The sequence below is a fragment of the Gluconobacter cerevisiae genome (assembly GCF_015244675.1).
Lineage (GTDB): Bacteria > Pseudomonadota > Alphaproteobacteria > Acetobacterales > Acetobacteraceae > Gluconobacter > Gluconobacter cerevisiae.
The window spans coordinates 365,351-384,624 of record NZ_JABCQO010000002.1; the positions used below are offsets into that span (position 1 = coordinate 365,351).

A 19,274-nucleotide genomic window follows, 5' to 3' on the forward strand; every position below is an offset into this window, starting at 1 on the left:
CCCCGGGCCTTTTTTCGTTTAGCTGCTTTTTAGCCTGCCTGTTGGATGGCAGAGAGGATCCAGTTGCCGCGGCCATCGGCGCGGACAAAGGTCCAGAGTTCAGTCACGGTTACGGCTTCAGTGGAGCTGCCGTCGATGACATTGCCCATGGAGTCCGTCGTGACGTCCGTCATGGTGTAGCGCATGGCGACGGTGGCGTAGGTCATATTACCTTCACGCCAGGCCTCGGAAAGGTCTCCACGCTGGAAGCGAACGTTGGAGACGATATTCCGTGCGCCACGGCTGGCGAGTTCGGAAAGCTGGGCGTTGAAATAGCCCGTCATTTCCGGGGTAGCCATGCTGGCAAGCGCGCGCATGTTCTGTGCGCTCCAGGCCGCCTGAATGTCGAGCAGGAGCCGTTGGAAGCTCGTATAGTCGTCATTGGTGAGCGTCACGGGTGTGCTGCCGCCGCTATTGCCGAAAGCCGGGGCGCCCGTGGGCATTCCTGCAGAACTGCCACCCATCTGGCTTTGACGCCGGTTTCCAAACATACGCAGGACGAAGGCGATCAGGCCACCGATAATGAGGACCTGAAACAGGAAGCCGAAGAACGATGTTCCGCCGGTCATACCGCCCATCATGCCGTGTCCACTCAGCAGGCCAAACAGACCTGCGCCCAGAAAGCCGCCTGCAAAGCCGCTCAGAAACGGATGACGCACGGGATAGGATGGTCTGTAGGCTGGAGCGCCGTAGCCCGGCATTGGACGGGCCGGAGCAGCATAGCCGGGTGCGCCGCCGTAATTGGGCGAGGGGCGCGGGGTTGCGGACTGATCCATCGGGCGCGCCCAGCCGGGCGTGATGGAGGTACGCGGCGGGGCGCTCCAGGTGTGGGAGCCACGGCTTCCAATGGAGCTGCCGCCGCCCGGACGGGCATCTGCCGTTCCAAAGAGGCAGAAGACTGCGAAAGCGAGAGGGAGAAGTCGAAAATTACGCATCAAAGTCCTGCAATGTTCATGCCGTCGATCCGGATGCTGGGCGCATTCACGCTTTGCCGGAACATCAGGTCACTGCCCGGAATCATGCGGGCAAACATGTCTTTCAGATTGCCCGCAACCGTGAGTTCGGCGACGGGTTCGGCAATTTCGCCGTTGCGGATCATGAAACCCGAAGCGCCACGGCTGTAATCGCCGGTCAGCATGTTGACCGACGAACCCATGAGCTCGGTGATCAGGATCCCTTCACTGATATCGGAACGCAGGGCTTCGGAAGAAAGGGTTCCGGCTGCGAGATGAAGATTTGTCACACTCGGAGAAGGCGGAGATGCGACGCCACGGCTGGCACGGCCGTTTGTGGACAGACCGAGCTGGCGACCGCTGCGGGAATCAAGCAGCCATGTCTGGAGGACGCCATCTGCAATCAGATCCAGCGGCAGAGCAGCACAGCCTTCGGCATCGAAGGGTCGGGACGCTGCCCCCCGGATGCGGCGCGGATCGTCATGGACGGTCAGACCAGCGGAGAGGATCTGCTTGCCGAGACTTTCCTTGAGGAATGACGTCCCGCGTGCAATGGCCGCGCCGTTGATGGCACCGACTAGATGGCCGAGCAGCGATGCCGAGACGCGCGGATCGTAGATGACGCTGTAGGTGCCTGTGCGGGGGCGACCGGGATTGATGCGAGCCAACACGCGTTCGGCGGCTTCGCGACCGATGATGGCTGGGCTTTCGAGATCTTCGAGATGAACAGCGCTGCGATACGCGTAGTCGCGCTGCATCGTGCCACCTTCACCGGCGAGAACGCTGGCACTGGTGGAATGTGCAGTGCGGCTGTAAGCGCCGAAGAACCCTGCCGAGGTGCCGAGTGCGACCGAGGTGCGACCGTGACCTGCGGAGGCGCCGTTGGTGTTGGTGATCCCCTTAAAGGACAGCGCGGTGTCCTCGGCCTCGCGGGCACGGGCGAGGAGGTCGTCCATGCTCGGCGAGGCACTGCATTCGAGGTCCAGTCCGGCGGCGTCAAAACGGCCCTGAAGGGCGGATTCGGCAAGTCCGGCATACTGGTCTTCGGGGATGACGAGGGCCATGGCGCAGGCCTGTTCGGCCAGACGGTCAAATTCGGCCTCGTTCAGAACGCTCGTCGAAACCGTAGCGGCCCGTTTGCCGCGAAAGACGCGCAAACCAAGGGCGACACTTTCGGAGCGCTCGATGCCTTCGGGAACGCCTTTGCGGATCAGGGCGGATTCAGACTCGTCACGGATGAAAATGGCGTCCGCGTGGTCCGCGCCATGGCGACGGGCGGCGGCGAGAAGGGCTTCGACGGGCGTTGAAGTCATGCGGCGAGCCTTGCTGTGATGTCCTCCAGAGAGGGCATGGTGCTGACAGGACCGATCACGGTGAAGGTTGGCGTGCCTGAGAAAATGGTCTGTGCGACGCGCAGGATGTCAGCTTCTGTTACGGCGTCGATTTTCGCGACGGTCTCGGAGGTCGGGATCGGGCGGTTATGAACCTGAATCTGGCGGGCGAGCTGTTCGCAGCGGCTGCCCGTGCTTTCCAGCGACATCAGGAGCGAGGATTTGAGCTGGGCGCGTGCGCGGGATACTTCCGCTTCGCTCAGCCCGTCCTGAAGCCGCTTGAGCTCGTCAATCATGACGGGGACAAGTTCGGCAGCCTGATCCTCACCCGTACCGGCATAAAGGCCGAACAGGCCGCTGTCACTGAAGGGAGAGGCGAAAGAATAGACGCTGTAAACCAGTCCACGCCGCTCCCGGATTTCCTGAAACAGGCGTGAGGACATGCCGCCGCCGAGTAGCGTCGAGAGGATCATGACCGCGTAATGATCGGGGTGCATATAGCTGACCGAGGGAAACCCCATGACGAGATGGGCCTGATCCAGTTCGCGCGTTGTGCGGAGTTCGCCGCCCTCATAGGCCGCCCCGCGGGGACGGGGTGTCTGATGAGACGGCAGGTCGCGGAAATGCTCCTGCACCAGATCGACGACCTGCTGGTGGTGCAGATTTCCGGCCGCGGCGATGGTTATGTTGTGGGTCGTGTAATGTTCACGCATGTAGGACATGAGCGTTTCACGCGTCATGGTCGAGACGAGTTCTTCCGAACCCAATGTGGGACGACCCATGGGCTGTTCTGGGAAAGCGCGTTCCTGAAACTGGTCGAAAATAATGTCGTCAGGGGTATCGTTGGCCTGACCGATTTCCTGAAGGATCACGCCGCGTTCGCGCTCGATTTCGGCATCGAGGAATGTGCTGTGGGTCAGGATATCACCGATGATATCCACGCCCAGCGCCAGATCATCCTTGAGCAGCTTGACGTAATACGCGGTGGTTTCGCGGGCCGTATAGGCGTTGATGTAGCCGCCGACATTCTCGATGTCTTCCGCGATCTGCGCGGCGGAACGACGCTCAGTGCCTTTGAAGGCCATGTGTTCGAGGAAGTGGGAGACGCCGTTATTGGCGGCGGTCTCGTCGCGTGTGCCGATGGAGACATAGGCTCCGAAAGACACGGTTTCAACGCGGTCCATCCGTTCGGTGATGATGGTCAGGCCGTTATCGAGTCTGGTGACTTCAATCGTATCGGGCATGAGGTTCCGTAATGTCGAAGGAAGGCAGGCCCCCCGGCTGGGAAGCCTGTGTTTTTCTGAAGATCAGGCGCGTTTGATATGAGCGCGGACGGCGTTCTGAAGACCAGCGATCTGGCTGTCCATGCAGTCGTAACGCTCGGTGCGCTCGAACAGGTCCGACAGATGCGGCGGCAGCTTGGGATGGATGCCGGTGGCGGCGATGACGGCATCCGGGAACTTGGCAGGATGAGCCGTGGCTGCTGCGACCATGGGGATGCCGGGTTCCTGAAAGCGCTTGCCCACGGCGAGGCCGATCGCGGTGTGCGGGTCCGCAAGATAGAGGCTCTCGTTATAGAACAGGCGCATGGCCTCGCTGGTCTGTTCATCGGTGAGGGTCATGCCCTCGAAGACGTCCTTCATGCGTGTCCAGGCGTCGTGCGGGACGGCCATGCGACCGGTCTCGCGGAACTCGCGCATGATGGCGGCGCAACGCGTGGAATTGCGATCCAGCAGTTCGAACAGCAGGCGCTCGAAATTGGATGAGACCTGAATGTCCATTGACGGCGACAGGCTTGGCTCGACCGTACGGACGCTCATGTCGTTGTCGATAACGAAGCGTGTCAGGATGTCGTTGCGGTTCGAGCCGATGCAGAGCTTTTTGATGGGAAGGCCCATCTGCTTTGCAGCCCATGCAGCAAGGACATTGCCGAAATTGCCGGTCGGAACCGAGAACGAGACTTCGCGGTCTGGCGCACCGAGGGCGAGGGCTGCGCGGACGTAATAAGGGATCTGGGCGGCAATACGAGCCCAGTTGATGGAATTGACGGCTGAGAGCGAGACCTCGTCGCGGAAAGTATGGTCGGCGAACATCGCCTTGACCAGATCCTGACAGGTATCGAAATCGCCTTCGACGGCAATGTTGAGAATGTTGTCGTCTTGAACGGTCGTCATCTGGCGGCGCTGGACGTCAGAAGTGCGGCCCTTGGGGTGGAGGATGACGACGGAGAGGCGTTCGCGGCCACGGCAGGCTTCAATGGCGGCTGAACCAGTGTCGCCAGATGTCGCGCCAACAATCGTGACATGGCGATTGCGCTGGGTCAGGACATGATCGAACAGGCGGCCGAGCATCTGCATCGCCATGTCTTTGAAGGCGAGCGTTGGGCCGTGGAACAGTTCGAGGGAGTAGAGATCCTGCTCAACTTCGACCATTGGAACGACAGCGGCATGGTCGAAACCGGCATAGGCGTCCCGAGTCATCTCACGCAGGGTATCGACGTCGATTGCGCCTTCCGTGAAGAGGGCGATGACTTCTGCGGCAAGGTCCGGATAGGAGAGCGCGCGCCACTCACGCAGGGTCTGTGGGCTGATCTTCGGCCAGCTCTCCGGCATATAAAGACCACCATCTCCCGCAAGGCCGGCGAGAAGGATGTCAGAGAAATTCGGGGCGTCAGCGGTCAGCTCGCCGCGGGTCGATCGGTAGCGCATGGGGGATTTTATATCACGTCCTGTCAGGGCAAGGCGATGCGAAGAATGTGCGTTATACCATCTTCCGTGACCAGAACGGCCATCTGGTGGTTGTCAGAGACGGCAGGTGCACCTGCGTCATACAGGCGCGGGTCTTTGAGAATCCGCAGGGGGATCCGGTCAGTACCGAATTTCAGGATACTGCCGCCTGTGATGTCAGACAGATAAAACGTATTGTCCGGCGTCAGGGTTTCCCCACCGATGCTGGGGGTCGTCCGCCATTCGGTGATGCCGTCAAGCTGCTCGACGGGGGTAAAATCCGTGTCAGTCAACAGGGCTGTGTCAATGCGGGACATGGGGCCGGTGGGTGGCTGATAGAACAGCCATTGGCCTTTTCCGTCCAGAAGCAGGAAGCGCACATTGCCACCGGCCATGGGATGACCGTCTGCTCCCATTCGGGGTTGACCCGCACGCAGAAGCGGATGGCGTCCAGTGAGAGAGAGGTCATAGGACAGGAAGCGTTTTGCCTTGCCTGTCTTGAGGTCGGCGGCGATGAGGGCAGGTTTGCCTTCGTCGGCCAGATAGGCCTGTGTGCCATGAACCTGAAGCGCGACAAGATTGCTGCCCGCAATGGCGGCGCCTGTCAGCGGGAGGCGAGACCGGACCGATCCATCCAGAGACATACGGATGAGGGTGGGTTGGTCGCCTGCCGAAAGGCCCCACAAATCGTCGCCAGAAATCGTGATGGCAATCAGACGTTCGGTAGGGACGTCAGGTCCTGTCAGGGGAAACGATATGTTGGTGGCATCAATCCGGACGGGATGCCCGCTGGCATCAATGGCGAAACAGGTTCCATTCTGACCTGCAAGCAGCGCGGTGGACTGAAGCCCGGAGAGGGCCGCGTCGGCTGTGATGGAGGCTTGAGCGGGAGCGTCCTGCCAAGGATGATCCGCTCTGGCAGGAGAAGTGACAAAAGCCAGTGCTGCCAGACCTGTTGCGGCGGCGACGTGCAGGAGACGGGTTTTCATAAGACTGACATTGCCTTGCCAGCGCTGTTTGGCAAGGATGAAGTAAGATCAGGAGCTGACTTCGGTTTTTGGCTTAGGGTTTTTCAGGGGTCTCTGATACGAGCCTTGCCCGTCGGCGATAGGACTCCTGATTGGTCCGGCAGCGTGGCGGATTGCAGACGGAGCAGGCTTCGGATTGGAGAGCCAGGGGGACAGCTCCTGCTCAATCGGGAAGAGAACTGCAGCGTGCATAAGCAGAGCGGCTTCGATAGTCAGACACTCGATTGACCAACGATTGTCGGGCATGCGGGAAATATAATGTCCGGAAGCCGTGCGGCGAACTTCAATGGGAAACGTACGTGTGGTCATTCCTTGCCGGACAGTCGCGTACACCAAGCCCGGCACAGGGCCGGTTCGTTGCTCAAGATGCATTGCCTAAAAAACCCCTGCCTCTGTCTCGGATTTGTAGTATTGGCCAAAGAAGTGTGAAAACTTCGTTAACACCATCTTTCTGGATTTTGTGTATATTTCAGAGCACGAAGAGTTGATGACGAATCTGTTTTCTCCCGATCCGGCCGAAGATGCTTTTCTTTGTTTCAATAAAGGAAACTTTTCGGACGCGGAATCAGGTTTTCGAGCCATTCTCGCTGCTCAACCGGGGCAGCCGGATGCCTTGCATGGCATGGCGTGTCTGGCCCGCGCGCGCGGGCAGAGTGCCACGGCAATCGCACTATTGGGGCGGGCGTTGCAGAAAGCGGCTGTTTCCCCCGATCGCAGAGCACGGATGCATACAACTCTAGGGCTTGCTCTGCTCGATCAGGGCCATCCCGAGGCCGCAAGGGCTGCATTTCAGGTGGCTGTATTGTTGCAGCCTTTTGATCCAAACGCCCATATCGGTCAGGCAGAGGCGTTGGTGGCTTTGGGGCGTCGGGGGGATGCGCGGGAGGCTCTGCAAAAAGCGACGGACCTTCTGGCAGATGAAAGTAATGTGAGAACCCGACTCGGGGAACTTTTCCTGGATGATGGTTTGGTGATGCAAGCGGTCGAGGAGTTCGGGCGTGTCGTGCGCGACAGGCCGGATGACGGCGCAGCACTGGCCAATCTGGGAGCGGCGCTTTTTGCCGGGAATGCGTTTGATGAGGCGCGGGACGTCCTGTTGAGGGCCTGCGAACTTGGAGCTGAAACTGCGGAGACGCTCAACAGTCTGGGCCTTGTTGAAATGGCCCGGGGCGAGCTTGCGGCTGCGTCCGATACATTGTGGCGGGCCTTGGAATTGCGGCCTTCGGATGCGCGGATTGCCAATAATCTCGGCACGATCCTGATGGAAATCGGGAGGGTTGAGGACGCGGAATCTCTGTTCCAAATGATTGCGGTGCGTGAATCGGGCGAAGAAGCCGAACGGGCGCGCTTCAACCGATCGACCGTTTTATTGGGACAGGGACGGTTTGCGGAAGGCTGGCGGGACTTTGAAAGCCGCCGCTCGCTTCTGGGGCCGGTTTCGGACAATCCGCAATGGGATGGCTCGTCTGGAGAAGCGCCTGTTGCCGTCGTGGGGGAGCAGGGACTGGGCGATGAGGTTCAGTTTATGCGGTTTCTGACGCAGGCGGCTCGGCTGCGACCGTTGCGCTTGCGGTTTCGAACGGCGGTGCTGGCGGGACTGATGCATGAATTGGATCAGGAGCGGATTCTGCCAGCGGAAGGGCCTGTGGCAGCGGAGATCAGCCTTTTAAGTCTGCCCGCTGTTCTGGGGCTTGAGATGCCGCCTGCGGTTGAGCCCTATCTTGTGGTTGGGGAGAAGCCTGAAGCGGGGCGTATCGGACTCTGCTGGTCGGGGAATCCGTCTTACCGGTTTGACCGTAGACGCTCCGTTCCGGTCGTATGTCTGGAGGCTTTGCGACAGATTTCGGGGATGCGGTTTGTAGCGCTTCAGCCCGGGGATGCGCCGGAATGGATGGAGCGCGTGCCGCTCGAGACTACAGAAGATCTGGCGCAGGAAGTGGGGCGATGTGCGCTGGTGATCAGTGTGGATACGCTGGTGGCGCATATGGCAGGAGCACTGGGGCGTCCGCTTTGGCTGCTGAACCGTGAAGGCGGGGACTGGCGCTGGAAAGACGTGAACTGGTACCGCGATGTCCGTCAGTTCCGACCGCCTGCGGGAGCAGGCATTACTGAAGGATGGTCGGTTGTACTGCAGGAAGTGGTAGAGGCGTTCAGTTTGCAGGGGCGGTGACTGGAGGGCTCGTAAGGGATGCCAACAGGGTTTCGCGCAGGCGAGCGAGACGGGTCGGATCGGTGATTTTCAGGCCCAGCAGGTCCCGCACATAGAAGACGTCCACGGCCCGCATACCGTAGGTCGTGATATGGGCTGAAGAGATCTGGAGAGACTGGCTACTGAGAGTTGAAGTAACGTCGTGCAGAAGTCCGGGACGGTCGCGACCGTTGACTTCGATGACGGTGTGACGGTCCGAAGCCGTGTTGTCGATGACGACCCGGGGAGGGACGTGAATCGCGCGCATCCGGCGCGAGGTGCTGTGATGGCTGGCGTCTTCGATGCCCTTGCGGATGTCGAGGCGACCCGACAATGCCTGTTCCACGAGATGGTTGAGGCGCCCGAGTTGATGAGGCTCCTCGAAAGAACAGCCTTCGCCATCCTGCACCCAGAATGTGTCGAGTGCCATGCCGTCGCTGAGAGTGTGAATACGGGCATCCACGATGGAGGCTCCGGCGACGGCAAGGGCGCCTGCAATCTGTGAGAACAGGCCCGGATGGTCGGCGCAGAGGACCGTGAGTTCGGTAACCCCGCGTTCGGGGATGGGGAAGGCTTCAACCGTTACGGGAGAGCGATATCGGTCCGAATCGTGGACCATACGGGCATGGCGCATCTGGGTATCGGTATCGAAACCGAGCCAGTAGCTCGGATAACCGAGTTCCAGAAAGCGCTCGATGCTGCTTTCGGGCAGTGTGCCGGTAAGGCCATCCCGGGCGAGGTCCCGGGCATGGTTGACGCGGCTGTCGCGCTCGGTGGCGGCCAGTCCGCCTTCCAGCACCTCGGCGACGCGGGAGAAAAGCTCGCGCAGGAGGGTGGCTTTCCAGGCGTTCCAAACCTTCGGGCTGACAGCGCGCATGTCGGCAATGGTCAGCAGAAGCAGCAGGCGCAGACGTTCGGGGGACTGGATGGTGTCGGCGAGATCGAGGATCGTGCGGGGGTCGTCGATGTCTCGGGTGAATGCGGTCTGGGAGAGCAGAAGATGGTGCAGGACCAACCAGGAAACGGTGTCGGTTTCTTCGGGGTCCAGCCCAAGCTGCGGACAGATGGTGAGGGCAAGGTCGGCACCGATCTCAGAATGATCGCCGCCGCGTCCCTTGCCAATATCGTGCAGCAGAACCGCGACGTAGAGTGCACGGCGGGAGCGGATGTCGCTGGCCAGTGTATAGGCCAGCGGGATCTCGTCCGCCATGCGACCGGCTTCAATCTGGCCCATCATCCGCACAGCTTCGACGATGTGCTCATCGACTGTATAGATATGATAGCTGTCGAACTGCATCTGCCCGACAACGCGGGACCAGTCCGGCAGGAGACGGCCGAGAAGGCCGGTTTCATTCAGGATCGGGAGCCAGAACGGCACGGCCTTGGTGTCGTCCGCACTGGGTTCGCAGAGTAGGTCCAGAAAGATTTTTGCAGTCTGGGGATCGTCACGCAGGGTCACGGCATGACGTTCGTTGCGGATGATCTGCTGCATCGCGATGGGATGCAGCGGCAAGTCATGGCGGCGGCCGCAATCGAGCAGGCGGAACATTTCGCGGGGTTGGGATGCGAAGGGGACGGGCTCGATGGGACAGATGCGCCCTGCGATCGTCTGGAATTCTTCAGGACCGGGAACGGTTTTGGGCGGCTCGCCGGTCGTCTGGTCCTGAAGATGCATCAGAACAACGGGTTGCAGTACGCTGGTCAGACGCATGACGTCGCGGGCGGTCAGGAAATAATGCCGCATGAAGCGTTCGACGCCGCGTTGTCGGCCATGGGTTGCATATCCCATGCGTCCGCCGATGACGGGCTGGACATCGAAGGTCAGGCGTTCTTCCGCGCGGCCGGTGATGTAGTGCAGATGCAGACGGACCGTCCACAGGAAGTCCCATGAGCGCCGGGCGCGATGGGCTTCACGCTCTGTCAGCAGGCCGAAAGACGCGAAAGACGGCGTCTGGGGGGCTTCGGCAGGGCGGCCATTATGTTCGGGGGTCGAGACGGCACAGCCGAGAGCTGCGCGGCCCATCCAGTTCAGGGTTTGCAGGTCCCGCAGGCCTCCGCGGCCTTCTTTGATGTTGGGTTCGACCATATAGGGGTTGTCGCCGAAGCGGCGGTGACGCTGCTCGCGCTCGCCGATCTTGCCCATGACGAAGTCGCACAGACGGTCGTTCTGAAGGTCGGCGCCCAGAGCGCAGCGCAGATTGCGGGCCAGTACGCGGTCGCCATGCAGGAAGCGCAGGTCCAGCAGGGCCGTGCGGATCGTCAGGTCGGTGTCGGCGTCGCGGACGCATTCGGCGATGGAGCGCGTGGCGTGGCCAACGCGCAGGCCGAGATCCCATAGGGCATAAAGAATGAACTCGATCCGCGCCGTCATGGCTGCTGAAGGATCGCCAGGGATCAGGAACAGGATGTCGATGTCGCTGAAGGGGGCAAGCAGGCCGGCGCCATAGCCGCCGGTGGCACAGAGACACAGGGTCTCGTGTGGGGAGCCTTCGGGAGCCTCATGCTTTCTGGCTGCGAGGTCGGCCAGTGCGCAGACCATGTCATCGGCCTGATGGGCGAGCGCACGGGCGGCATCGATTCCCGAGATCCGGCGTTTTTCAAACTGGTAGCGGACGGAAGCGTTCCCGTTACCGAGATGTCGCCGCAGGATGGACAGCACGGCCTCGCGGCTTGTCTGGCCCTGTTCCGCAGCCGTATCGAGAGCGCTCTGCAGGGAGGAGGCCGGGCTATACGGGAGGGGTGCGGTTCGGTCAGACAGGGGCTTATCCGTATCGTCAGCGAAGGAATGAGGGAGAGTTTCGCCCCAGAAAGAGTTTTCTTTCAAGTGCCGTTTCCTGAGGCGAGGCGTTTCAAAGAGTATAACGCATCCAGCGCGTCCCGTGGAGAGAGATCATCGGGGTTCAGAGCGCGGATTGCGTCCTCAAGCGGGGTGGGTGCGGGAACTGCGGCGGGCGGTGCCGACTCTGGCTCCGCAACGGCTTCAAACAGCGGCAGAGAGGAACGGGAATCGGCCTGTTCGCGCTCGAACTGGGTCAGCAGGCGGCTGGCACGGTTGATGACAGAAGTGGGGATTCCCGCCAGTTTTGCGACATGCAGACCCCAGCTTTTGCGGGCGGCACCGGGGCGGACCTCGTGCTGGAAAATCACCTCACCGCGCCACTCCTTCACGGCCATCGTGTAGGGCGCGAGGCGGGGCAGGAAGTCGGTCAGTGCCCCGAGTTCATGGAAATGTGTGGCAAAGATTGTCCGCGAGCCAAGCTGTGTGTGCAGGGCTTCGAGTGTGGCCCATGCGATGGACAGACCATCAAGGGTTGCGGTGCCCCGGCCGATTTCGTCCACGACGACGAGGGATTTTGGACCGGCCTGATTGAGAATCGCAGCCGTCTCGGTCATTTCGACCATAAAGGTGGAGCGGCCCCGAGCGAGATCGTCCGCACCGCCGACGCGGGAGAACAGTCGGTCCACAACGCCGATCTGTGCAGATTTTGCAGGAACGGGAAGACCAGCCTGCGCAAGGATCACGGCCAGCGCTGTCTGTCGCAGGAAGGTGGACTTACCTGCCATGTTCGGGCCCGTCAGCAGCATGGCGCGGTGTTCGGACGGCAGGGCGCAGTCATTAGGGATGAAGCGGGCATCCGCACTTCCCGACTCGGCCAGTGCAGCTTCGACAACTGGGTGTCGGCAGGCAACGAGACTGAACTCCGTGCCATCCGTGACCACGGGGCGACACCATGATCCCCCTTCCGCGAGCAGACCACAGGAGCGCAACACGTCGGCGAGGGCCAGGAATTCCGCTATTTCATCAAGGGCCGGAGTTTGCAGAATGCGAGCACACAGTTCGGCGAAGATGCGGCGTTCCAGCGCAGAGGCTCTGTCGGCGGCTTCGAGAATCGCACGATCCAGACCGGCGAGTTCTTCGGTAGAAAAGCGGGCGAGGCTGGCAGTCCCTTGGCGGAACGAGAGCTCTGGGTTGTCGCGCAGTTTCGTGCCAGCCGCGGACGGGACTTCGATGACGTAGCCGAGCTGGGCGTGATGTTTGATTTTCAGCGTCGTGACGCCGAATTTTTCAGACAATTCGCCCTGCATGGCGGCAATGATGCGTCGGCTTTCGTCACGCAGGCCACGATAACGGTCCAGTTCCGCATTGTAGCCGGGTGCGATGAAGCCGCCGTCTTCGATGCGGGCGGGAAGTGTTTCGGCGACAGCAGCCTGAAGCTGCTCCAGCAAGGTATCGGCGCGGCCATACAGACCAGCGGTGAGCGTGCGGATCAGCGTGGGTGTGGAAGCGTCGCAAACGGGCTGGAACAGGGCTGTTATGTCGTTGGCAGCGACCAACGTGTCACGGATGGCGGCGAGATCGCGTGGCTGCCCCCGCCCAGCGGAGATGCGACCGAGCGCGCGGGCAGGGTCAGGTGTGCGGCGCAGAATGTCGCCCAGCGCACTGGAAAGGCCGGGAATGGACTGAAGCCAAAGCCAGCCGTTCTGGCGATCCGTGATGGAGGTAGCATCCGTCAGCGGAGAAGCAAGCCATTGGGCCAGAAGGCGCGAGCCTGCGGCTGTAGCGGTGCGGGTGACGGCACCGAGAAGGCTGTGTTTCGTCTCGCCGTCACGGGTGCGGAGAATGTCGAGGCTGGCGCGGGTGGCGGGGTCGATACCGAGAACGCCGTCCGTGCCCTGCGGAATGGGGCGGGAGAGGCGTGGGAGCGCTCCGGCCTGACTGCGCTGGACGTAGTTCAGGGCAATGGCGCAGGCGACGGCTTGTTCGGGCGGGAAGTCTCCGAGGGCGTCGATCTGCGCCACGCCATAGGCGCGGGCGACGAGGGTGCGGGCGCTGTCGAGCGTGGGCGGAACAGCGACGGGGGCCAGTCGGTTCGCATAGTCGGGCGGAATTAGGTCGGGTTCAGCCAGGATTTCGGCGGGGTCCAGCCGCGCCAGAAGTTCCGGCAAAGCGGCATCAGTAACGGAGGCAGTTTCGAAAGCGCCAGTGGAAATATCGATCCAGGCCCCGCCGATCGTTTTTGCACGTTTTTCAGGACTACGGGCGAGGGCGAGCAGGAGGTTGGCGCGCCCGGCTTCGAGCAGTTCGTCTTCGGTCAGGGTCCCGGGGGTGACGACGCGGACAATGGCGCGTGAGAGAGGACCTTTCTGGGGCTTCTCGCCTTTTTTCGGCGGGGACTGCGTCTGTTCAGCGACGGCGACGCGAAAGCCGCGACGGATCAGCCGCGAGAGATAGGCCGGAGCTGCCGCGACCGGAACGCCACACATGGGGATCGGCTCGCCCTGATGCGTGCCGCGGGCTGTCAGTGCGATGTCGAGCGCCATGGCCGCGGCTTGTGCATCGGCGAAGAACAGCTCGTAAAAATCGCCCATGCGGAAAAACAGCAGGGCATCGGGTTCGCAGTGTTTGAGATCGAACCACTGGGCCATCGCAGGGCTGGCGTTTTCGGCGGTAGGCAGGGGCATGAAGGTGCCGATGGGTCCGGTCTCCGGGTTGTCAGGTCGGGGAAGGGGAAAACAGTGCTTTGGCCATACCGCCTTCCTGCCGGTGTGTGAACCGGCAGGGCAGGGTCAGCGGGTGCGTCTGCGGTTCAGGCGTGACTGGAAAGCCACGGCGACGTCGCGCAGGCGCACCACCTTCAAGGCATCGAGCGTCATGACATAGACCAGCATACCAAAGACGATCAGGGCCATGAGCATGCTGAATCGCCACACGCCGTGCCAGGAAGGCAGGTCGGGTGCTGCGAGTTTTTCTGAAGCCGCGACCCAGAGCGCCATCATGACGGCGGCCCCCGTAATGCGGAGCGCGCGCCCTTTGAGGAGCGGGTCTGCGATGAATAGGCCACGCCGGTGCAGAATGATGGCGAGGAGGGTGCAGTTGACGAAAGCGGCAACCGTGCTGGCTAGTGGCGGCCCGATATGGCCCAGCGGGCGATACAGCAGCAGGTTGAGGACGAGGTTCAGGCCCAGGGTGAAGAACCCGATACGAACAGGTGTGACGGTGTCGCCTTCCGCGAAAAAGGCTGGAGAGAGAACCTTGATGAGAACGAAGGCGGGCAGACCGAGCGCGTAGGCCTGAAGGCACTGACCGGAAAGGAGAGCGTCCGCGACGGTAAAATGGCCGTAGCTGAAAAGAGCGGCCATGATGGGGAAGGCGAGGACGATCATGCCGATCATGGCGGGCAGCGTCAGGAGCAGTGTGTAGTCGATGGCGCGGTTGACGCTGGAATGGACGGCAGCGCGGTCGTTATTGGCGATATGGCGGGTCAGGAGCGGCAGGAGGGCCGTCCCGGCCGCCGAGCCCAGAACGCCGAGGGGAAGCTGGTTGATGCGGTCCGCGAAATACAGGATCGAAGGCGTTCCCACAGGCAGATGGGTTGCGATGATCATGTCCACGGTCAGGTTGATCTGCGTGACGCCGGAGCCGACAAGGCCCGGCCCCATGCGGCGCAGGAGCGCCCGCATGTCTGCTGACAGGCTGGGCCATGTCAGATGTGGTCCCATGCCTGCGCGGTGGGCGGCCCAGTAGAGGGCGCCAAACTGCACGATGCCGGAGAGCGTCACGCCCCAGGCGCTCACGACGGCGGTATTGTGCCAGACCAGAGCGCCAAGAAGAATTGCCGCAATGCCGATGATGTTAAAGGTGACATACGCAGCGGCGGCGGCGGTGAATTTCCCCAGACCATTGAGAATGCCCGAAACAAGGGCAGCGCCGCAGATCAGCAGCATGTAGGGGAAAGTGATTCGCGACAGATGCACCGCGATTTCAAAACGGGTGCCGGTGAGGCCCGAACCGATGAAACTCACGACCAGCGGCATGAAGATTTCGGCAAGAACGGTCAGCAGCGCAAGCCACAGCATCAGGCCGGAGAGCGCCTGACCAGCGAAGCGCAGCGCGGGCTGTGGGCCTTTTGTTTCGTAACGCTCGGTGAACATCGGCACGAACGCGGCGTTGAACGCGCCCTCGCCGAAAAGACGCCGGAACATGTTGGGCAGCCTTAGTGCGATCAGGTAGGCGTCCTGAACGGGGCCGGCACCAAGGAACGCGGCGAGAAGCTGGTCACGAACGAGGCCGAGCACACGCGAAAGCATGGTCCAGCTGCCGACTGTCAGGAAATTGCGAAGCATTTCCTGATCCTAGCCTATCATTCAGCGCCGCGACATATGCTCCGTGACAGGAAAAACACGCCGTGGCGGATTGGCCTCAGCGCAGGATCGTTTCGCGGTTGTACGGGGTCGTCGTGGTGCGCTGCGACTGGCCCATGCTGGGGCGGACGGCGGCAAGACCGATGCAGAGCAGCGTGACTTCCAGCATCAGCATGGCGCTGGCCCAGAAAATGCCGGACAGGCCGAGAAATGACGTGACGTGATGCGCCACGGCCGGGGTCAGGGCGCCGAGGGCTGCAACCACCAGAAGGGGCAGGATTGGACGGAGTACTGAATCCTTCATAACGAATCTCCTGTCACATTTCTGACTTGAACTGTGACGGATTTCGATACGGATATTCAAGGAAAAAAGACGGCAGCCCGTATCTTTCCTGTGTGAGGACGGGCCGTCAGTTGCTCAGGATGACCTTGCGGATGGCTTCTTCGACCCGGTTGGAGGCGGGTTTGACCAGTGGTGTGAACCAGTTGGCGAGATTGCCGTCGCGATCGATCAGGTATTTGTAGAAATTCCAGCGCGGTCGGGCGAGGAAACCGCCCTGCTTATCAAGCCACTGAAAAACAGGCGTGATTTCTGGGCCACGGACATGCTGCTTGGCGGTCATGGGAAAAGAGACGCCGTAATTGCGGTAACAGAAGGTCTTGATGTCTTCCCCAGAGCCGGGTTCCTGCTCGCCGAAATCGTTGGACGGAACGCCGATGACCATCAGGCCGTCGGACGTGTCGCGGCCATAGCGGGACCAGACATGCTGGAGGTCTTCATATTGCGGGGTAAAGCCGCATTTGGAGGCTGTGTTGACAATCAGCAATGGTCGTCCGCGATAGGCCGAAAGGTCGATCGTATCGCCGGACAGGCCGGGGAGGCTGAAATCATAGGCACAGGTCATGGGGCGTTTCCCTATCAGTCGGGCGGCATTCTAGCGGCTCGGACGCTCGCAGGCGAGAGAGGAGGGGTGGACAGAACGTGACATGATGGACAGGTTCGGGTCGTTTCAGGTTCAGTTCTACCTGTTTTTCATAAGGAGTTTGCCTGAGTGATCCTGCGCGTCCTTTTCGGCATGGCCGGGCTTCTGTTTCTGGGGGCGCTCCTGTCCACCAACCGCCGGGCCATCGACTGGGCGCTGGTGGGGCGGGCGTTGCTGTTGCAGGTGCTGATTGCGGCAGTGGTGCTGTGGGTTCCGGCAGGCGCGCATGGACTGCATGTCGTGTCCGATGCTGTGACGAAGATTCTGTCTTTCGGGGATGTGGGCAGTGCGTTTCTGTTTGGTGGTCTCGTGGGGCCGAAAATGGATGGATTGTTCGGCAATGGCGGCTTCGTCTTTGCGCTGAAGGTGCTGCCGGAGATCGTCTATGTCGCCGCACTTCTGGGACTTTTGCAGCACTGGGGCGTGCTGCAGTTCCTCTCGAAGCTGATTGGCGGAGCGCTCTCGCGGATCTTGGGAACAACAGGACTGGAATCGTTTGCAGCGGTGCTGACGATCTTTCTGGGACAGAGCGAAATTCCGATCGCGCTTCAGACCTGTCTTGCAGAAATGTCGGAGGGGGAACTGGCGACGGTTCTGTGCAGCGGAACATCGTCCATCGCGGGGTCTGTGCTGGCGGGATATGCGTCCCTGGGTGTGCCGATGGAGAACCTGCTGGCGGCGTCTTTCATGGCCATTCCGGGCGGGTTGCTGTTTTCACGCATTCTGTTTCCGGGGCCGCGCCGGTCTGACGCGCAGATTGCAGGCGCGGATCATGGGCACCACAGCATGTTCGAGGCCATCGCCGATGGCGCGATGAATGGTGCAAAGATCGCGGTGGCGGTGGGGTCTGTCCTGATTGCCTTCGTAGGGCTGATTGCGCTGGCAAATGGGCTTCTCGGTGCGGTCGGGCTGTCGCTGTCGTGGATTCTGGGCATGGTATTTGCGCCTTTTGCCTGGCTGCTTGGCGTGCCGTGGAGCGAGTGTGTCGTGGCGGGGGGGCTGTTGGGGCAGAAGATCGCATTCAATGAGTTCGTGGCCTATGTGAACCTGTCTCCGCTGATCCATGCCCATGCGCTGTCTCAGCGGACAATCACGATCCTGTCCTTTGCCCTCTGTGGATTTGCGAATATTTCGACGATCGGCATTCTGATTGGCGCGTTCGGAAGTGCGGAGCCACGGCGTCGCACGGATGTGGCGTCGCTTGCGGTGCGGGCTGTTGTGGCGGGAACGCTGTCCAATGCGATGAGCGCGGTTATTGCGGGGCTCTTTGTCTGATTTTCGGCGGATCACGAATCTCTGATCGGAAGATTTGCCTGACCTAAGCTAAGATGAGAATAGTTATCATCTGACTTTACAAAGACTGTGAGTTCCCATGCGTCGTTCCGGATTACTGACCCTTCTTCTGGCCTCCGCCATAGCCATCCCTTCTCTGGCCTGTGCGGCAGACAGCGTTTCGGGAGAACTGAAAGGAACGGATGGCGCGTCTCATGGGATCGTGACCGTGACGGATGCGCCAAAGGGCGTTCTGCTGCGCCTTCAGGTGCAGGGGCTGACGCCGGGCTGGCACGGCATTCATTTTCATGAAAAGGGCAATTGCGCGGCCCCGAAATTCACCAGCGCGGGCGCGCATGTTCATGCGACAACGCCGGTGGTGCATGGTCTGCTGAAAGCGGATGCGAATGACGCCGGAGATCTGCCGAATCTGTATGTCGCACCGGACGGGACCGCGACGGTGGAGCTTTATTCCACGCTGGTTTCGCTGAAGGGCGGCAAATCCCTGCCTGCGCTGATGGATGCCGACGGTGCATCTGTGGTGGTGCATGCCAAGCCGGATGATTACCAGACCCAGCCGATTGGCGGTTCGGGCGATCGAGTGGCCTGCGCCGTTCTTCACTGAGGCGCGGCGTTATTCCCGGGTCGGGGGGCGGTCCAGCAGAAGATGGCGCGCTTCCTCGATCGAAACGCCTTCGTTAAGGAGGCGGGTGACGGTTTCAATGATCGGTACCCGCACGTTATGTTTGCGGGCGAGGGCGAGCATGGCGGGGGCGGTCAGAACGCCTTCCGCAACTGTCGTGCGCGAAGCGAGAATATCCGCGAGCGGGCGACCTTCACCGAGTTCGAGCCCAACACTGTAATTGCGTGAACCGCGACCGGTGCAGGTCAGAATAAGATCCCCCATGCCCGCAAGCCCCGCAAGCGTGCTGGCGCGGCCTCCAATGGCTTCGGCAAGGCGGCCGATTTCGGCGACGGCACGGGTGATCAGAGCCGCGCGGGCGTTTTCGCCCAATCCAGCGCCGATCGTGATGCCTGCGCCGATGGCAATGACGTTCTTGGCGGCTCCTGCAAGCTGAACACCGGTGGCGTCATCGCTGGCGTAAAGACGAAAACTGGATGTGTTGAGAAGCGCCGTGAGGGTCTGTGCAAGAGCAAGGTCAGCGCAGGCCAGCGTTGCGGCGGCGGGGAGTCCCTTGGCGATTTCGATGGCAAAGTTCGGACCGGAAAGAACGCCTGTCGGGCGGTTCGGCATGGTCTGGGCCAGCACATCGAGCGGCAGGAGGGCGGTGGCCTGTTCCAGCCCCTTGCAGCAGGTCACGACCGGAACGGCCGGGTCGAGCACACTCTGAAGCCGCGTTGAGACATCGCGGGCGGTCTGCACCGGGGTCACGAGCAACACGACATCGGCTGTGTGTGGGAAATCGCCTGTGATGGTGACGGTGTCGGGCAGGGGGATTTCAGGCAGACGCGGCAGGGTGCGGGTTCCCGGCGGGACCGGGTTTCGCATCCAGAGCGTGACGTCCGCGCCAGTGGCCGCCATGGCGCAGGCCAGCGCGGTTCCCCAGGCTCCGGCGCCAATAACGGCGATATGCAGACGTCTGCTCATGA

Annotated in this window: 14 protein-coding genes; 3 read left to right on the plus strand and 11 right to left on the minus strand. The window is 61.4% G+C overall.

Going from position 1 to position 19,274, the window contains the following annotated elements; genetic code table 11:
• Positions 1–29: 29 nt before the first annotated feature.
• The 5 genes from HKD21_RS04530 to HKD21_RS04550 all read right to left on the minus strand — a co-directional run bounded on the left by HKD21_RS04530 (position 30) and on the right by HKD21_RS04550 (position 6,038).
• Positions 30–974, minus strand: coding sequence for a Tim44 domain-containing protein (locus HKD21_RS04530; RefSeq protein ID WP_194254397.1), 945 nt, complete (start codon positions 972–974; stop codon positions 30–32).
• Positions 974–2,305, minus strand: a complete 1,332-nt coding sequence (locus HKD21_RS04535; protein ID WP_194254398.1) for a TldD/PmbA family protein — start codon at positions 2,303–2,305, stop codon at positions 974–976. Before HKD21_RS04535 ends, HKD21_RS04530 begins: the two co-directional genes overlap by 1 nt.
• Positions 2,302–3,567: a M16 family metallopeptidase gene (locus HKD21_RS04540; protein WP_194254399.1), complete on the minus strand. Its 1,266-nt coding sequence runs from the start codon at positions 3,565–3,567 to the stop codon at positions 2,302–2,304. The genes HKD21_RS04535 and HKD21_RS04540 overlap by 4 nt, the downstream gene beginning before the upstream one ends.
• Before the next feature lie 63 nt (positions 3,568–3,630).
• Positions 3,631–5,031, minus strand: coding sequence for a threonine synthase (gene thrC / locus HKD21_RS04545; protein WP_194254400.1), 1,401 nt, complete (start codon positions 5,029–5,031; stop codon positions 3,631–3,633).
• A gap of 23 nt (positions 5,032–5,054) precedes the next feature.
• Complete coding sequence (locus HKD21_RS04550; protein ID WP_194254401.1) at positions 5,055–6,038, minus strand: hypothetical protein; 984 nt, start codon at positions 6,036–6,038, stop codon at positions 5,055–5,057.
• A gap of 526 nt (positions 6,039–6,564) precedes the next feature.
• Between HKD21_RS04550 and HKD21_RS04555 the strand changes: the two genes are divergently transcribed.
• Positions 6,565–8,247, plus strand: coding sequence for a tetratricopeptide repeat protein (locus tag HKD21_RS04555; protein WP_194254402.1), 1,683 nt, complete (start codon positions 6,565–6,567; stop codon positions 8,245–8,247).
• Here HKD21_RS04555 and HKD21_RS04560 read toward each other — a convergent pair.
• The 5 genes from HKD21_RS04560 to HKD21_RS04580 form a co-directional block, all read right to left on the minus strand.
• Positions 8,228–11,089 (minus strand): [protein-PII] uridylyltransferase, encoded by a 2,862-nt coding sequence (locus tag HKD21_RS04560; RefSeq protein ID WP_194254403.1) that lies wholly within the window; start codon positions 11,087–11,089, stop codon positions 8,228–8,230. The genes HKD21_RS04555 and HKD21_RS04560 overlap by 20 nt on opposite strands.
• Positions 11,086–13,728, minus strand: coding sequence for a DNA mismatch repair protein MutS (gene mutS, locus HKD21_RS04565; RefSeq protein WP_194254404.1), 2,643 nt, complete (start codon positions 13,726–13,728; stop codon positions 11,086–11,088). Before mutS ends, HKD21_RS04560 begins: the two co-directional genes overlap by 4 nt.
• Before the next feature lie 105 nt (positions 13,729–13,833).
• The gene (murJ, locus tag HKD21_RS04570; RefSeq protein ID WP_194254405.1) at positions 13,834–15,390 is read right to left on the minus strand and encodes a murein biosynthesis integral membrane protein MurJ; all 1,557 of its coding nucleotides are present in this window, start codon (positions 15,388–15,390) and stop codon (positions 13,834–13,836) included.
• A gap of 76 nt (positions 15,391–15,466) precedes the next feature.
• The gene (locus HKD21_RS04575; RefSeq protein ID WP_194254406.1) at positions 15,467–15,712 is read right to left on the minus strand and encodes a hypothetical protein; all 246 of its coding nucleotides are present in this window, start codon (positions 15,710–15,712) and stop codon (positions 15,467–15,469) included.
• Positions 15,713–15,818: 106 nt separating this feature from the next.
• Positions 15,819–16,313, minus strand: coding sequence for a glutathione peroxidase (locus HKD21_RS04580; RefSeq protein WP_194254407.1), 495 nt, complete (start codon positions 16,311–16,313; stop codon positions 15,819–15,821).
• 147 nt (positions 16,314–16,460) lie between these two features.
• Here HKD21_RS04580 and HKD21_RS04585 point away from each other — a divergent pair, with 147 nt between their 5' ends.
• Together HKD21_RS04585 and sodC are read left to right on the plus strand one after the other, a co-directional pair.
• Positions 16,461–17,666 (plus strand): NupC/NupG family nucleoside CNT transporter, encoded by a 1,206-nt coding sequence (locus HKD21_RS04585; RefSeq protein ID WP_194254408.1) that lies wholly within the window; start codon positions 16,461–16,463, stop codon positions 17,664–17,666.
• Between the two features lie 97 nt (positions 17,667–17,763).
• Positions 17,764–18,288 carry a superoxide dismutase[Cu-Zn] gene (sodC, locus tag HKD21_RS04590; protein ID WP_194254409.1) on the plus strand — a complete coding sequence of 175 codons (525 nt, stop codon included), beginning with the start codon at positions 17,764–17,766 and terminating at the stop codon, positions 18,286–18,288.
• A 9-nt stretch (positions 18,289–18,297) separates the two neighbouring features.
• On the opposite strand, the gene HKD21_RS04595 is transcribed toward sodC, so the two are convergent.
• Complete coding sequence (locus HKD21_RS04595; protein ID WP_194254410.1) at positions 18,298–19,272, minus strand: NAD(P)H-dependent glycerol-3-phosphate dehydrogenase; 975 nt, start codon at positions 19,270–19,272, stop codon at positions 18,298–18,300.
• Between the last annotated feature and the right edge of the window lie 2 nt (positions 19,273–19,274).

What these genes read in the sequence shown, in the direction of transcription:
- HKD21_RS04530 (WP_194254397.1), bottom strand. Translation starts at nt 974, where the DNA reads ATGCGTAATTTTCGACTTCTCCCTCTCGCTTTCGCAGTCTTCTGCCTC.
- HKD21_RS04535 (WP_194254398.1), bottom strand. Translation starts at nt 2,305, where the DNA reads ATGACTTCAACGCCCGTCGAAGCCCTTCTCGCCGCCGCCCGTCGCCAT.
- HKD21_RS04540 (WP_194254399.1), bottom strand. Translation starts at nt 3,567, where the DNA reads ATGCCCGATACGATTGAAGTCACCAGACTCGATAACGGCCTGACCATC.
- thrC (WP_194254400.1), bottom strand. Translation starts at nt 5,031, where the DNA reads ATGCGCTACCGATCGACCCGCGGCGAGCTGACCGCTGACGCCCCGAAT.
- HKD21_RS04550 (WP_194254401.1), bottom strand. Translation starts at nt 6,038, where the DNA reads ATGAAAACCCGTCTCCTGCACGTCGCCGCCGCAACAGGTCTGGCAGCA.
- HKD21_RS04555 (WP_194254402.1), top strand. Translation starts at nt 6,565, where the DNA reads ATGACGAATCTGTTTTCTCCCGATCCGGCCGAAGATGCTTTTCTTTGT.
- mutS (WP_194254404.1), bottom strand. Translation starts at nt 13,728, where the DNA reads ATGCCCCTGCCTACCGCCGAAAACGCCAGCCCTGCGATGGCCCAGTGG.
- murJ (WP_194254405.1), bottom strand. Translation starts at nt 15,390, where the DNA reads ATGCTTCGCAATTTCCTGACAGTCGGCAGCTGGACCATGCTTTCGCGT.
- HKD21_RS04575 (WP_194254406.1), bottom strand. Translation starts at nt 15,712, where the DNA reads ATGAAGGATTCAGTACTCCGTCCAATCCTGCCCCTTCTGGTGGTTGCA.
- HKD21_RS04580 (WP_194254407.1), bottom strand. Translation starts at nt 16,313, where the DNA reads ATGACCTGTGCCTATGATTTCAGCCTCCCCGGCCTGTCCGGCGATACG.
- sodC (WP_194254409.1), top strand. Translation starts at nt 17,764, where the DNA reads ATGCGTCGTTCCGGATTACTGACCCTTCTTCTGGCCTCCGCCATAGCC.
- HKD21_RS04595 (WP_194254410.1), bottom strand. Translation starts at nt 19,272, where the DNA reads ATGAGCAGACGTCTGCATATCGCCGTTATTGGCGCCGGAGCCTGGGGA.